The organism is Streptomyces sp. NPDC003691, from assembly GCF_053981115.1.
On the sequence record NZ_JBSFNQ010000129.1, the window covers coordinates 1 to 14,938 of the forward strand.

Below are 14,938 nucleotides of genomic sequence, written 5' to 3' on the forward strand. Positions count from 1 at the left end.
ACTCCCGAGGTGGAGGCGTGTTCGGAGCCGGTCGAGGTCGACACCGAGAACGTGGTGAAGCCGAAGACCGGTGACACCGCCGGTGACAATGTGATGGACGGCGAGCGGCAGATCGAAGCCACGCTGAACGTCGCCAGCCTCACCGACCCGGTGACCCCGCCGGTGTCCGCCGCCCGGGCCATGAACGGCAAAGCGGCGGCCCCGATGACTGCCATGACCGCCGCCTCCGCCGGCTCCTCGGTGCTGGTCGCGACGTCCGCAGGCAGTGGCGCGAAGGGCGACTTCTCGGCCACTCCGGTCCCGAGCGCGGGTTCGTGGTCGGCCGGGAACGGCGCGGGAGCGTTTACTTACAGCTATGACATGAAGGCACCGTCGGTCCCCGCCGGGCCCGCGCCTTCCCTGGGTTTCGGCTACAACTCGCAGGCCGTGGACGGGGCGACGTCCTCGACCAACAACCAGCCGTCGTGGGTCGGTGACGGGTGGGACTACAACCCGGGTGCCATCACCCGGACGTACAAGTCCTGCCGTGACGACCGGACCGGCGGGAACAACGCCAACCGCAAGACATCCGATATGTGCTGGGGCTCCTACAACGCGGTGCTGACCCTGGGAGGGTCGACGACGGAGCTGGTCCTGGACGACTCGGACAAGGCCACTCCGCACTCGGACAAGTGGGTGACGGCCAACGGCGACGGCTCCAAGGTCGAGCTGGTCACCCGGCCTCTCACGGGCACCATCCAGGAAAAGGCGAAGGAACTTCGCGCAGCGAGCCCGGAGTACTGGAAGGTCACCACCCGCGACGGGACCGAGTACTACTTCGGCCGGCACAAGCTGCCCGGCTGGTCGGAGGGCAAGGAGACGACCAATTCGGTCCTCACGGTTCCGGTCTCCGGCAACCAGCCCGGCGAGCCCTGCTACAACGCGACGTACGCGAACTCCTTCTGCTCCCAGGCCTGGCGCTGGAATCTCGACTACGTCGTCGACACCCGCGGCAACGCGATGTCGCTGTGGTGGAAGAAGGAGTTCAACCACTACGCCCAGAACCTCAAATTCAAGAAGCCGGTCGACTACGACCGCGGCGGCTATCTGAGCCGTATCGACTACGGCCAGCGCGACAACGCGATCTACACCGGTGACCCCATTGCCCGCGTCATGTTCAACGTCGAAGAACGCTGCTATACCGAGGACGGCGTCAAGTGCACGGACGCCAACTTCGAGTCGGGTGACTGGGCGAAGAACCGGATCTGGTACGACACTCCGGCGGACCTGTACTGCTCGGGCGCCACGGGCAAGGAATGCTATGTCCCGGTGCCCAGTTTCTGGTCCCGCAAGCGCCTCGCCGCGGTGACCACGTACGCCCAGCGCGTCCAGGGCTCGACCGCCCTGCACAAGGTGGACAACTGGAAGCTCGTACAGTCGCTGCCGCACGAGAAGACCGACGAGGGCACCGCGCTCTGGCTGAACTCGGTCACCCGCACCGGCTACGGGGTCAACGACACGGAAGGTGTCCAGCTCAACCCGGTCACCTTCGTCGCCAACACCCAGTCGATGCCGAACCGGGTGAAGGAGGTCGTCCAGTCCGGACCTGACGCGGGCCAGAAGGACAGCAACCCGGTCTTCGACCGGCTGCGGATCAGCCGGATCGTCAATGAGTACGGCGGCGAGACCGTTGTCACCTACAAGGCCCCGACCGGCGCGTGCGCGAGCGGTATCGGATTCCCGGCGACGCACGAGAACACCGGGCTGTGCTTCCCCGCGTACTGGCATCCGGACCCGGACAAGGCCGACGAGACCATCAGTTGGTTCAACAAATACGTCATCTCAAAGGTCGAGGAGCTGTCCGGCGTCCGCGGAGTGGAGCCGACCGCGACGACCTTCGAGTACGACGAGCGGAACGCCGCCGATCGCAAAGGCGCGGCCTGGGCGCTGAACCAGGCCGAGTTCTCGAAGAAGAAGACCCGTACGTACGACCAGTGGCGCGGTTACGAGATCGTCCGCACGATCAGCGGCGCGGACTCCGCGCATCCGTACACCGGCAGTGAGCGCTCCATGTCGGAGACCCGCTACTTCCGGGGCATGGACGGCGACAAGCTGCCCGGCCTGAGCAACCCCGTCCGCAACATCACGGTCAAGGACAGCCAGGGCTACGACATCGCCAGGGACCTCCTGCCCTATCAGGGGAGGGTCGCCGAGACGCTGACGTACACCAAGGCCGGCGGGGTGGTCGTCAACCGCGACGTCGACTATCCCTGGCACAAGGTGCTGGCCACCCGGGCGCGCGGCGACGGCATCCCGGCTCTCAAGGCGTACCGGGTCATGGACAGCTACAGCATCAGTGTGTCGCTGGCCTCCGGGACCCGGACGGACACCAATCCGCACACCGACGACGACGACCGCACCTGGCGGACCGTACGCACCTCCACCCAGTACGACGGGGTGTACGACCTCCCGGTCCGGATCGAGTCCCAGGGCGATACCGGACGTACCGGTGACGAGACGTGCTCGTGGATGGAGTACGTCCACAACCCGGGCAAGCATCTGATCGGACTCTCCAAACAGTCGCTGACCACGGCGGGCCTCTGCCCGGCCGCGGGGGTCGAGCCCCCCGTCTCCTCGTGGATCTCCGGCTCGCGTCTCACCTACGACGGGGTCGTGTACGGGGAGCCGCCCACCAAGGGCCTGCCCACGACGACATGGACGGTGCGGAAGAACGGCGGGGCCTGGGACACGGACTCCGCGGTCGCCTACGACGCGGTGGGCCGGCCGATCAGCTCGACGGACGCGGCGGAGAGCGTCACCACGACCGAGTACCTCCCGGCCACCGGCCAGGTCTATTCGGTGAAGACGAAGAACGCGAAGCAGCACACCTCCACCAGCGATATCGAGCCCGGCCGGGGCACCGCGGTGAAGGAGACCGACCCCAACGGCCGGATCAGCAGCTTCGAGTACGACGGCCTCGGCCGCACCGTGAAGGCGTGGGGCCCGACCGACACCGCGGGCCGGCCCGCCGCGATCTTCACCTACCACGCCAAGCCCGGCGACCCCGTCTCCGTCAAGTCGGAGCTGCTCAAGGAAGGCGAGGGGTCGGACTACGTCAGCTCGTACATCTTCTACGACGGGCTGGGACGTGAGCGGCAGAAGCAGGACCCGGCCGTCGGCAAGGGCCGTCTGATCACGGACATCTTCTACGGTCCCAACGGGACTATCAGCCGGACCAACAACGGCTACTACGCGGGCAGCGAACCGCAGCCCGTGATGTACGAGCCGACGGACGCTTCCGACACCAAGATCCCCAACGCCACCCTCTACAAGTACGACGGCCTGGGACGAGTGCTTCAGGAGACTCCGTACGAGGCGGGCGTGGAGAAGCCGGAGAAGGCGACCCGCTCGGAGTTCGGCTACGACTACTCGGTGGCGATCGAGCCCACCGGCGCCGCCTCCCAGCGCTCCTACAGCGATGCCCTCGGCCGCACCGTCCGGGTGGACACCTTCACCGACCCGGCGCGGACCGCGTTCCGCTCCACCGCGTTCTCCTACGACGCCCGCGGCGATATGACCGCGGCGAAGGACCCCAAGGGGAACACCTGGTCCTGGACGTACGACACACGGGGCCGGATGATCTCCGCGACGGATCCGGACACCGGCACCAGCACCACCGAGTACGACATCGCCAACCGGCCGGTGCTGTCGACGGACGGCCGCGGGACCAAGGTGTGGACGGGGTACGACGAGCTGAGCCGCCCGCTGGAACAGCGGCTGGACAACAGCACCGGCACCCTGCTGCAGACCAGCACCTACGACACGGTGACCGGCGCCGTCGGCCTTCCGGCCAGCACCACCCGCTACACCGACGGCCTCCCCTACACCAGTGAGATCACCGGCTACAACTCCCACTATCAGCCGACGGGGTCGAAGCTGACCCTGCCGCCGACCGTCGCCACCACCCACGGCCTCAAGCCCAGCTACTCCTACACCTTCGGGTACACCAAGGGCGGACAGCTGAGGGAGACCGGGCTTCCGGAGGCAGGCGCACTGGCGGCGGAGAAGATCATCACCCGCTTCAACGCCGACGGCCTGCCGGCCTCCACCTCCGGCAAGGACTGGTACACCACCGACGCCGAGTACAACGTCTACGGCCAGGTGGTGCGCACGGTCAGCGGTGAGCACCCCAACCGGGTGTGGTCCAGCAACATCTTCAACGAGAGCACCGGCGCGCTCGAGAAGAGCGTCGTCGACCGCGAGTCCACGAGCGACACCTCGACCGTCGTCGGCAACCGGGTGAACGCCCGCAGCTACGAGTACGACCCGGCGGGCAACATCACATCCATCGAGGACCGCTGGAACTCGGTCGCCGACCGGCAGTGCTTCACCTACGACACCATCGGCCAGCTCACCCAGGCCTGGACCGCGCCGAGCACCTGCCAGGCGCCTGGAAAGCAGGGGGCCGCACCCGAGTATCCGGACGGGACGAAGAACGTCACCGCGGCGAACGCCGGGTACTGGCAGTCGTACACCTATGACGAGCTGGGCCAGCGCACCAAGCTGGTCAAGCACGACCCGGCGGGCGACACCGGCAAGAACGCCACCACCACCTACAGCTACGGCAAGGCGGACAACACCCAGCCGCACACCCTGACCGGTACTTCCACCACCTACAAGAACGAGGCCGGGGCCCAGATCACCAAGCCCTCGGTCCGCACGTACGACCAGTCCGGCAATATGACGGCCAAGTCGGACGGCGCCGCCGTCGGGCAGGCGCTGACGTGGACCTGGGACGGCAAGCCCGAGAAGATCACCGGCTTCGGTGAAGGCGCGGGCGCCTGGGTCGGTGGCAGCAAAGCGTGCCTCGACCTCGCGGGCAGCCTGACCGTGGCCGGAACTCCGGTCCAGCAGTTCACCTGCAACGGCACCAAGGCCCAGAAGTTCCGCATTGACGCCGGTGTGGACGGCCCCGCCACGGGAGCGCTGAAGGTCCTGGGCAAGTGCGTGGTCCCGGGTGCCGACGGCATCGCAGCGGTGATCGCGGACTGCACGGGCACTGCCGCCCAGCAGTGGACCACGGTCGCCACCGGCGAGAAGCTCAAGCATGTCGCCACCGGGAAGTGCCTGACGGCACCCAATACGGCGAACGGCACGGACCTGGTGCTCGGCACCTGCTCCGACGCTCAGGAGACCGTGCCGACCCAGTCGTGGAAGCCGGCCGACGAGACCCGCTATATCTACGGGCCCGGCGGCGAACGGCTGATGGCCATCTCCTCGGGCGAGACCACGCTCTACCTCGGGGACACCACCGTCGCCACCAGCGGCGGCCGGCTCTCGTACACCGAGCGCTACTACGCCCAGCCCGGCGCGCCTACCGTGATGCGCCAGGCCCAGAGCAACGGCGCCAGCGAACTCTCGGCCCAGATCGCCGACCACAACGGCACACCGCACGCCAATGTGGCACTGGCGGCGGGCAATGCGGTCACCTTCGCCAAGAAGGACCCCTTCGGCGTCGACCGCGCGGAGAGCCCGACCTGGAAGTCCCACAAGGGTTACGTGGGCGGTGACGACGATACCTCGACGGGCCTGGTCCACCTGGGCGCCCGCGAGTACGAACCGTCGACCGGTCGCTTCATCTCCGCGGACCCGCTGCTGGACCTCGGCGACCCGATCCAGATCAACGCCTACACCTACAGCGAGAACAACCCGGTCACCTTCGCCGACCCGAGCGGCCTGAAGTCGGCGGACGTCGGCAGCAGCAGCGGTGGCGGTCTCTACAGCGGGGATGCTTTCGGGGGGCCGTCCAAGGAGGAGCTGTACTGGGCCAGGGACCAGATGAACCGCTCCCTGTCCAGCGTCATCTGGGACGTGCTGTGGGAATTCCTCCAGGAAGCGGTCAACGCGAGCGGCATCGTTGCGTGCTTCACCCGGGGTGATCTCTGGGCCTGCGGGGGCGTGCTGGTCGATGCACTGCCCGGAGCCAAGCAGCTGAAGATCGCGTGGAAGGTCTGGAAGGCCGTCGGAAGGCTCTTCGACGCCATCTCCGCGTTCAGGCAGGCCCAGGAGAAGGCCCGCAAGGTCATCGAAGCGGCACGGAAGGCCCAGGAGGCGGCCAAGAAGGCGGCGGCGGCAAAGAAGGCCGCTGCGAAGAAGGCCGCGCAACTCGCGAAGAAGAAGGCCGAACAGGCGAAGCTGAGAGTTGAGAAGAAGGCCGCCCAGAAGACCGGGAACCTGATCCAGAAGGCGAAGAAGGTCGCGGCGAAGAAGTCCGAGAAGCCGCTGAACAGGGCGCGGAGCACGGGGAAGGAAGACACCCCCAGCAAGACCCGCGGCTCAAGTCCCGGCAAGAGCTGCCTCACCGACAACAGCTTCACCCCGGGCACGCTCGTCCTGATGGCGGACGGCACGACCAAGCCGATCGAAGAGGTCAAGAACGGCGACAAGGTCGTCGCCACCGACCCCGAGACCGGTGAGACCGCGGTTGAGACGGTCACTGCGGAAATCCAGGGCGAGGGCACCAAGAAGCTCGTCGAGGTCACCATCGACACGGACGGCCCGAAGGGCACGGCAACGGCCACCGTCACGGCAACGGACGGACACCCCTTCTGGGTACCGGAGTTGCAGGAGTGGATCGACGCCACCGACCTGGAGGCGGGCAACTGGCTCCGCACCGGGACCGGCACGCTGGTCCAGATCACGGCGGTGGAGCGCCGGACGGCGCAGGCCGCGGTTCACAACCTGACGGTCAGCGACCTCCACACCTACTATGTTCTGGCGGGCGCCTCGCCGGTGCTCGTTCACAATTGTGGGAATAAGGTCTGGGAGCCGTTCCGTGAGGGCGTCGACCAAACCGACCAGGGACCACCCCTCCCGGCAAGTGCAGGGATTTCGGCAGGGTCACCTCTTGTGGCAGGAGAGTACCACTTTGTTGTCCGCCGAGACGGTTCCCTGCGTGCCATGGAGAACGATTCCATGTGGCTCCTCAATCCAGATGCCGGACATACATCTCTGGGTGACCGTCAAGGGGTGATTATGGCAGGAACGTTTGATGTTGATTCGAGTGGGATGATCTCCAGGGTCGATAACTTCTCCGGTCACTATCAACCGACAAACCTCCCGGGGTTTACTCCATTGCTGGACATCACGCGGGGTGCCTTCAGACGGCATGGTTGGGACTTCGGAGATGATGTCTGGAACTACTATGTCAGGCCACCGAAACCCTAAGGCGGTACGTGTTTCCGTTGGGAGTACCTTCCTCGCGAAGGATGCCCCCAGTGGGCTTGAGTGGCGAAGAGATTCGCGATATGGCGGTGGTGAATGGAGAGTCAAGCGTATCCTGAGCCCGGCGTGCGTCTTGCGCGTCTCGTGCGGAGTCGAGAAGGTACTCTTCTGCGGAGTGGAAAATTTTTGGCAGTCGAGCTTTCCTTTGCTTCTGTGGAGAAGCCTCTGCCTGAGGGGTTTCTTTGCCGACTGGCGGGGGAGTTAGGAATGCAGAGTCAGGATATTTACCTCGTGGCGGGAATTTCTGTCCTGGAAGACGTCGTAAATTTCGATGAGGAGGCAGGTCAGGAGCTGCCTAGGCTCGTCCGTCTTGCCCTCTCCTTGCCGTCATCAGGAGTGCGGCAGCTGCATGAGTTCGCCCATTCTTTGCCGCGACTGCCGCGAGCTACTTCTTCGCGGAAGCCCCACCCTTATGAGCAGTACCCCCCAAGTTTTGGCTCTCTCTTGGTGAGGATGCTTGCACTACGAAATCTAGGGTGGTCTTCGGCGGCCAAGGTTATGTACCTGATGTCCGGTGTCTACGTGTCGGCGGCGACGATTGGAGCGATAGGGCGCGGGGTGAAGGATCTTGACGCCGAGCTTCTCGCCGGATTTTCTACCGTTCTCGGAATTCCGGTCGAAATCTTGAGCGGTTTGACCGGAGTGCCTGGAATGGCGCCAGGTGGCGGGCTTTCGGAGGAAAGTGCCGACGCGGCCACATTGCTCTGGGGTGTTCGGGATCTCGCCGCAGGGCAAGTGCGTGATGTTTCTCGACTAGCAGAGGCGCTCTTGGACTGATCGAGGTCAGAGTTGGGGATTGCAGGATAATTGCAGGGGCTTGACCGGAATGGTGTTCCGGTCAAGCCCCTGCGCTGGAACGGGAGGGCTGGTGTTCGGGGACGGGGCCTGGTGAGTTCTCCATGAGGTCTGGGATCCGCTGGTTGTCGCGTATCTGGTACTTCTGGCCGTGGGTGTCGTGCTGGTGGCGGTCGTCAAGAGGGGCAAGCAGCTGCGGCGCCGAGCCTGAAGGTTGGTCCCCCGCCCCGCCTCACGCGATGTGCTCCGCCTCCAGGTCCGCCTCCATGCGCTGGCGGAACGCGGGCATCGCCTGGCGGAGCAGGGCCGTGCTGCGGGGGTGGGTGATGCCGTGGACGTCCGTCAGGTGTATCGCCAGGACCTCGGCCTTCGGGTAGTCGCCGTGCTCGTGCGCGTACGACACGAAGACCGGGTACGCCGCCTCGTAGAAGGCTTCGACGTCCGGGGTATCCAGCCCCGGCTCCTCCGCGGCGGGCGGGAAGTCCGGCTCGTCGCGGAGTTCCGGGTCGCCCAGGATGCGGGTGCGGCCGCCCGGGCCCGCCGGGATGCGGATCGGTTCGGGGTCGTCGGGGCCCGGGTGGTGGGGGGCGGGGGGCTGTTCCTGGTAGGCGGGGTCGTAGCCGCCCTCGTAGTGCTCGTGGCGCGGGCTCTGGCGGAACCAGGGGTTCGCCGGGTCCTCCGGCTCGTACTCCTCGTACTCCTGGAAGCGCTGGTACTCCTCGTACCGCTGGCGCTCGTACTCCTGGTACTCGTACTCGCGGTACGCCGCCTCCGCCGGGTCCTCCGGGTGGCCGGTGCGGCCGTCCTCGCGGTGGTCCGCGGGGCCGTCGCCGTCCGGCGCCGCGTCGCGCGGGTGCCGGTGCGGTTCGGCCGGAGCGGGGGGAGCCGCCTTCTCCAGGGCCGGGGCGGGGGCAGCGGTGGCCAGGGCGGGCTGGGGCTGGGGCGGCAGCAGGACCGGGTCCACCCCCGCCGCGGCCAGGCCGGCCGCCGCGGTGTCCGCCAGCGGGACCCCGTACTTCGCCAGCCGCAGCGGCATCAGCGACTCCACCGGGGCCTTCCGCCGCCAGTTGCGGCCGTACCGCGCCTGGAGGCGGGCCTGGTAGATCAGACGTTCCTGTTCGAGCTTGATGACCTGCTCGTACGACCGCAGCTCCCACAGCTTCATCCGCCGCCACAGCTTGAACGTCGGCACCGGCGAGAGCAGCCAGCGCGTCAGCCGTACGCCCTCCATATGCTTGTCGGCGGTGATGTCGGCGATCCGGCCGATGGCGTGCCGGGCCGCCTCGACCGTGACGACGAACAGCACGGGGATTACGGCGTGCATACCGACACCGAGCGGATCCGGCCATGACGCGGCACCGTTGAAGGCGATCGTCGCGATGGTCAGCAGCCACGCCGTCTGACGCAGCAGCGGGAACGGGATCCGCATCCACGTCAGCAGCAGGTCGAGGGCGAGCAGTACACAGATGCCCGCGTCGATGCCGATCGGGAAGACAAGGGCGAAGTCACCGAAGCCTTTTCGCTCGGCGAGATCGCGCACCGCCGCGTACGAACCGGCGAAACCGATCGCGGCGATGACCACCGCACCGGCCACGACGACTCCGATGAGTATGCGGTGTGTGCGTGTCAACTGCATCGCGGCCACCCGCGTTCTCCTTCCCGTGTGCCCAGGACCCTTGGCCGGATCAGGTGCTGGACAAGTGTTCCCGTCCGGCCAGGGGCACAGCGTGGCACATGACGGCGGAGCCCGCGCCCCTCGGGGGGAGACGCGGGCTCCGGAATGCGGTGAGGCGGCCGGGGAACGACGGGCCCCGGCCCCGGCGGCGGTCAGTTACCGCTGGTGGTGGCCTTCTTGGCGGGGCTGCCGGTGGTCTTGCCGGCGGCAGGAGTCTTGGTGCCGGCCGACGGCTTCGACGACGAAGCGGGCGGCGCACCCGCCTTGTTGGCCGTGGCGATCGACGCGACGACCTCCTTCGCGGCCTTGGTGGCGTCCGCCGTAATCTCGGTCACGGAGGGGGACTTCGCGCCCGCCATACCCGCGCCGTTGTACGTCAGCACCACGACGACGTTGTGGGTACGGGCGACGATCGTCGTGTACGCGAAGTCCGCGTCGACCTTGCGCAGGGTGTACGTCACCGCGGTGGCCTCGTCGCCGACGCCCGCCGCGGGCGCGGTCTTCAGCCCCTTGGCGCCCGCCGGGGCCTTCGCCTTGCCCAGCTCCTTGGTGTAGTTCTCCTTGGCGCGCTGGTCACCGGTGGTGTTGAGCGCGTCCTCGGAGTCGTACCGCAGGAAGGAGACATCGAGCCAGCGGTACTGCGTGCCCTTCAGACCGTTGTCGTCGCTGCCCTTCCAGTGGCAGTTGGCGCGGGCCAGCAGATCGGCGGAGCGGCCCGCGGTGCCGGCCTTCGGGGAGGCGCCGGGGACCAGGTCCTTCACCGAACCCGAGGAGACGGAGCCGCAGGCGCTGGGCAGCTTCGCGTACGTCGCCGGGGCGACCGTCTCCGGCTTGCCCGGGTCGGCTCCGCTGCCGGAGCCGTCGCCCCCGCCCTCGCCCTCGGGGGCGGTCGACGCCGCACCGGACGACTTGGCGCCGTCGGTCTTCTTCTTGTCGTCGCCGCCGCCGGAGTCCGACGAGCAGCCGGCGACGGCCAGCATCAGCGGGAGGGCCGCGCAGGCGAGTATGCGGGTCAGTCGCGGGGCTGATCGGTGCATGGTTCCTTCAGTCGTTGGTCGTACGGTCCCTGCCCCGGCTTCCGCCGGGCTTCCTGCTTCTGTCTCCTGCCAGGCCACCGTACGCGGATCCGGCACCGGCGTGGGGCGCCTGTGGAAAGCGCGCCCCGGGGCCGCGGGCCCGTCAGCCGCCGAACTTCTTGACCAGGCTCCGGGCCACGCTCTGCGCCTTGTCCTGGAGTTCCTTGCCGTCGGGCGGCTCCGCGGCAACGCCCGCCTGCTCCACGTAGACGATCGTGACAATGACGTTCGATGTGCGGAACACCACGCTCACGGTCCGGCGCCGGGCGGTGGATCCGGCGCCCGGAGTGCTGGAGACGTCGTTGAGGAAAGCGGCGTCCCCGAGGTCGTCCAGGACCCGGCGGCCCGGCGGCTCCTCGGTCTCCTCACTGCCCCCGGTACCGGTGCCCGTGGTGGCGGACGCCGAGGAGCCGGTGGTCGCGGGCGGGCTCGCGGTCTGCGCCGAGGTGCCGCTCGGGGAGCCGGTGCCGGTGCCGTTACTGGTACCGGTGCTGGTATTCGTACCCGTACTGCCCGGTCCGTCCGTTTTGCTGGCCTCGGTGAGCGGGATCCCGGCCGCGAGCTGCTTCCCCTCGAACACCTTCTGCGCCCGGTCGTCGTCGCTGACCGCCGAGGCGTAGGAGACGACCCGCTCGAAGTCGAGGCTGAAGGTCCGGGAGGAGTCCGGCGCCTTGGCCGCCCAGGAGCAGCCGACCCGGCGGTCGGTGTCGTAGGTACTCATCGGCGTCCCCCGGAGCGCCTTCTCCAACAGCTCGTCCGACAGCTCGGCCAGTCCGGGCAGCAGATCCTTGAGGGTGGAGTCCCCGACGGAACCGCACGGTTCAAGGAGATTGCGGTACTTGCCGGGGGCGGCGGAGGCCACCGTCCCGGTGCCGGCCTTGGAGTTCACCGGGCCCGTGGTGCCCGTATCGCCGCTGGTACAGCCGGTGGCGATCGTCGCAAGCCCCACAAGACCCGCGACGGCCGCCGCCGTGCGGCCGGTGATGCCTGAGCTGCCGGTGGTGCCGGTGGCATACGCCCTGCGTCGCACGGTCCCGGGCTCCCTTCGCGCTGGAAAAGCTGTTGCCGCCGTACGGCGGCCGGTGGACACAATGTCTATCGCACACGCGGCCGTGACGCCGGTCCGCTGGTTCTGAGCGGGCGTCGGCACCGGATCCGCGATTCACTGATCTTGAGGATATTCCGGGGGACGGGGAGAAGGGGGAGACCCATGTCGTACACAGAGGTTCCGGGGGCACAGGTCCCCATCCGCATGTGGGCCGATCCGGCGGGCGTCGAGGACGTCGCCATGGAGCAGCTCCGCAATGTCGCCACGCTCCCCTGGATCAAGGGGCTCGCGGTCATGCCCGATGTGCATTACGGCAAGGGCGCCACGGTCGGTTCCGTGATCGCCATGAAGGACGCCGTCTGCCCGGCGGCCGTCGGTGTCGACATCGGCTGCGGTATGTCCGCGGTGAAGTCCTCGCTCACCGCGAACGACCTGCCCGGTGATCTCTCCGGGCTGCGCTCGCGGATCGAGCAGGCGATTCCGGTCGGCCGCGGGATGCACGGCGAGCCGGTCGACACCGGCCGGGTGTACGGCTTCGGGGACACCGCGTCCCCGGACGGCTGGCGCGACTTCTGGGACCGCTTCGACACCGTCGCCGACGCGGTGAAGTTCCGCCGTGAGCGGGCGCTCCAGCAGATGGGCACGCTCGGCTCGGGCAACCACTTCGTCGAGGTCTGCCTCGACGAGGACGGCGCGGTCTGGCTGATGCTCCACTCCGGCTCCCGCAATATCGGCAAGGAACTGGCCGACCACCACATCGGCATCGCCCGCGACCTCGACCACAACCAGGGCCTGGTCGACCGGGACCTCGCGGTGTTCCTCGCGGAGACCCCGGAGATGACGGCGTACCGGAACGACCTGTTCTGGGCGCAGGAGTACGCCAAGTACAACCGGGCGATCATGATGGGCCTGCTCCAGGAGGTCGTCCGCGGCCAGTTCCGCAAGGCGAAGGTCACCTTCGGCGAGGTCATCTCCTGCCACCACAACTACGTGTCGGAGGAGCGGTACGACGGGATGGACCTGCTGGTCACCCGGAAGGGCGCGATCCGTGCCGGTTCCGGCGACTACGGGATCATTCCCGGCTCCATGGGCACCGGTTCGTACATCGTGCGCGGTCTGGGCAATGAGAAGTCCTTCAACTCCGCGTCCCACGGCGCGGGCCGCCGGATGAGCCGCAACCAGGCGAAGAAGCGGTTCTCCACCCAGGATCTGGAGGACCAGACCCGGGGTGTGGAGTGCCGTAAGGACAGTGGGGTGGTCGACGAGATCCCCAGCGCCTACAAGCCCATCGAGCAGGTCATCCAGGCCCAGACGGACCTGGTGGAGGTCGTTGCCAAGCTGAAGCAGGTCGTCTGTGTGAAGGGGTGACGGGGGAGGCGTCCCGCCCCGGGGCAGGGGCGGGGCGGCCCCTGCCGTGACCACCCCCGTCACTGCTCCCGGTGCACCTTGGTGTTCGACGCCTGGGCCCGCGGGCGGACCACCAGCAGGTCGATATTGACGTGGGAGGGGCGGGTGACCGCCCAGACCACCGTGCCCGCGACGTCCTCGGCGGTGAGCGGGGCCGCCACGCCCGCGTAGACCCGGGCCGCCTTCTCGGTGTCGCCGCGGAACCGGGTCGTCGCGAACTCGTCCGTCTTCACCATCCCCGGCGCGATCTCGACGACCCGGACCGGGGTGCCGACGATCTCCAGCCGCAGGGTCTCGGCGATCACATGCTCCGCGTGCTTGGCGGCGACATAGCCACCGCCGCCCTCGTACGCCCCGTGGGCCGCCGTCGAGGTGAGGACCACGACCGTGCCGTCGCCGCTCGCCGTGAGCGCGGGCAGCAGTGCCTGGGTGACATTCAGGGTGCCCAGCACATTGACCTCGTACATCCAGCGCCAGTCGGCCGGGTCGCCGGTGGCCACCGGGTCCGCGCCGAGCGCGCCGCCCGCGTTGTTGACCAGCACGTCGCAGCGGTCGAGACCGGCCGCGAAGGCCTCGACGGCGGCGCGGTCGGTGATGTCCAGGGGGTGGGCGGTGGCCCGGTGCCCGGCGGCGGTCAGCTCGGCCGCCAGCTCGGTGATCCGGTCCGCCCGGCGCGCGGTCAGCACGGTGTGGAAACCCTCGGCGGCCAGCCCGCGCGCGGTCGCGGCGCCGATACCGCTGCTCGCGCCGGTGACGACGGCGACGGGCGCGGGTGCCGACGCGTCCCGGTGCCCGGTGGTCGGGGCGGGGGTGTGCGCGGGGGGCTGGTCCGGGCTGGTCTCGGTGGTCACGGTGTCCTCCTCGGGCGGGGCGGGCAGAGTGGGCGGGGCGGTGTGGGGGGCTGTCTGCGGTACGGGTGCGGCCGCGGCGGGCGTCGCAGGGAGGGGCGGTACGGGTGCCGGGGTACGGGCCCGAGGTAAGGGCACAGGCCCGGGGTGCGGGCGGCGCGGGCCTGCGGTCAGTTGCCGCCGCGCGGGGCGTACATGATCACCGCCATGCCCGCGAGGCAGATCAGCGCCCCGGTGACGTCCCAGCGGTCCGGGCGGTATCCGTCGGCGACCATGCCCCAGGCGATCGAGCCGGCCACGAACACTCCGCCGTACGCCGCCAGGATCCGGCCGAACTCGCCGTCCGGCTGAAGCGTGGCGACCAGGCCGTACAACCCCAGGGCGATCACCCCGGCCCCGATCCAGATCCACCCGCGGTGTTCCCTGACGCCCTGCCAGACGAGCCATGCGCCGCCGATCTCGAACAGGGCGGCGACGGCGAAGAGCAGGACTGAGCGGGCGACGAGCATGCGCACAGCCTGCCACGCGGGCGCGGCACGGGACGCGCCGAGGCGGCGGCTAAAGGGCATATTCAATGTCAAAAGGTATTTTTATCGGCATGGATGCGATGTCGAACGCACGGCGGACCGGGCCCCGGCACCGGCTCCGTTCGAGACTGCCGCTCGCCGCCGCCGTGGCCCTGCTGCCACTGGTGCCGCTGGCGACGGGTGTCGGTACGGGGGCCGGTACGGCCGCCGCGGCGGCCGTACCGGCCCCCGAGTCCGCGGGGACGGCGAACCGCCGCGGAAAGGGCCGGTGCGGACATCTCCCGGCAACGCCGAACCGC

At 68.5% G+C, this 14,938-nt stretch carries 8 protein-coding genes and 1 pseudogene; 4 read left to right on the forward strand and 5 right to left on the reverse strand.

Annotated features, from left to right (window positions below):
• Both ACWDR0_RS32330 and ACWDR0_RS32335 read left to right on the forward strand, forming a co-directional pair.
• Window positions 1–7,206: polymorphic toxin-type HINT domain-containing protein (locus ACWDR0_RS32330; RefSeq protein WP_456355383.1), on the forward strand; the 7,206-nt coding region annotated here is incomplete at its 5' end.
• Window positions 7,207–7,470: 264 nt separating this feature from the next.
• Entirely contained in the window at window positions 7,471–8,040 is a 570-nt protein-coding gene (locus ACWDR0_RS32335; protein WP_456355384.1) for a hypothetical protein, read from the forward strand.
• A gap of 250 nt (window positions 8,041–8,290) precedes the next feature.
• On the opposite strand, the gene ACWDR0_RS32340 is transcribed toward ACWDR0_RS32335, so the two are convergent.
• From ACWDR0_RS32340 to ACWDR0_RS32350, 3 genes are all read right to left on the reverse strand, one after another.
• The gene (locus ACWDR0_RS32340) at window positions 8,291–9,703 is read right to left on the reverse strand and encodes a DUF2637 domain-containing protein (protein ID WP_456355385.1); all 1,413 of its coding nucleotides are present in this window, start codon (window positions 9,701–9,703) and stop codon (window positions 8,291–8,293) included.
• Window positions 9,704–9,885: 182 nt separating this feature from the next.
• Window positions 9,886–10,770, reverse strand: coding sequence for a DUF3558 domain-containing protein (locus ACWDR0_RS32345; RefSeq protein WP_456355386.1), 885 nt, complete (start codon window positions 10,768–10,770; stop codon window positions 9,886–9,888).
• 142 nt (window positions 10,771–10,912) lie between these two features.
• The gene (locus ACWDR0_RS32350; protein ID WP_456355387.1) at window positions 10,913–11,839 is read right to left on the reverse strand and encodes a DUF3558 domain-containing protein; all 927 of its coding nucleotides are present in this window, start codon (window positions 11,837–11,839) and stop codon (window positions 10,913–10,915) included.
• Window positions 11,840–12,019: 180 nt separating this feature from the next.
• Between ACWDR0_RS32350 and ACWDR0_RS32355 the strand changes: the two genes are divergently transcribed.
• On the forward strand, window positions 12,020–13,225 hold the full coding sequence (locus tag ACWDR0_RS32355; protein WP_456355388.1) for an RtcB family protein: 1,206 nt from the start codon (window positions 12,020–12,022) through the stop codon (window positions 13,223–13,225).
• A 59-nt stretch (window positions 13,226–13,284) separates the two neighbouring features.
• Here ACWDR0_RS32355 and ACWDR0_RS32360 read toward each other — a convergent pair whose 3' ends face one another.
• Together ACWDR0_RS32360 and ACWDR0_RS32365 are read right to left on the reverse strand one after the other, a co-directional pair.
• Window positions 13,285–14,115 carry an SDR family NAD(P)-dependent oxidoreductase gene (locus ACWDR0_RS32360; RefSeq protein WP_456355389.1) on the reverse strand — a complete coding sequence of 277 codons (831 nt, stop codon included), beginning with the start codon at window positions 14,113–14,115 and terminating at the stop codon, window positions 13,285–13,287.
• A gap of 167 nt (window positions 14,116–14,282) precedes the next feature.
• Window positions 14,283–14,621, reverse strand: coding sequence for a YnfA family protein (locus ACWDR0_RS32365; RefSeq protein ID WP_456355390.1), 339 nt, complete (start codon window positions 14,619–14,621; stop codon window positions 14,283–14,285).
• 89 nt (window positions 14,622–14,710) lie between these two features.
• Between ACWDR0_RS32365 and ACWDR0_RS32370 the strand changes: the two are divergent.
• A pseudogene (locus tag ACWDR0_RS32370) lies at window positions 14,711–14,938 on the forward strand (hypothetical protein); the annotation flags it as partial.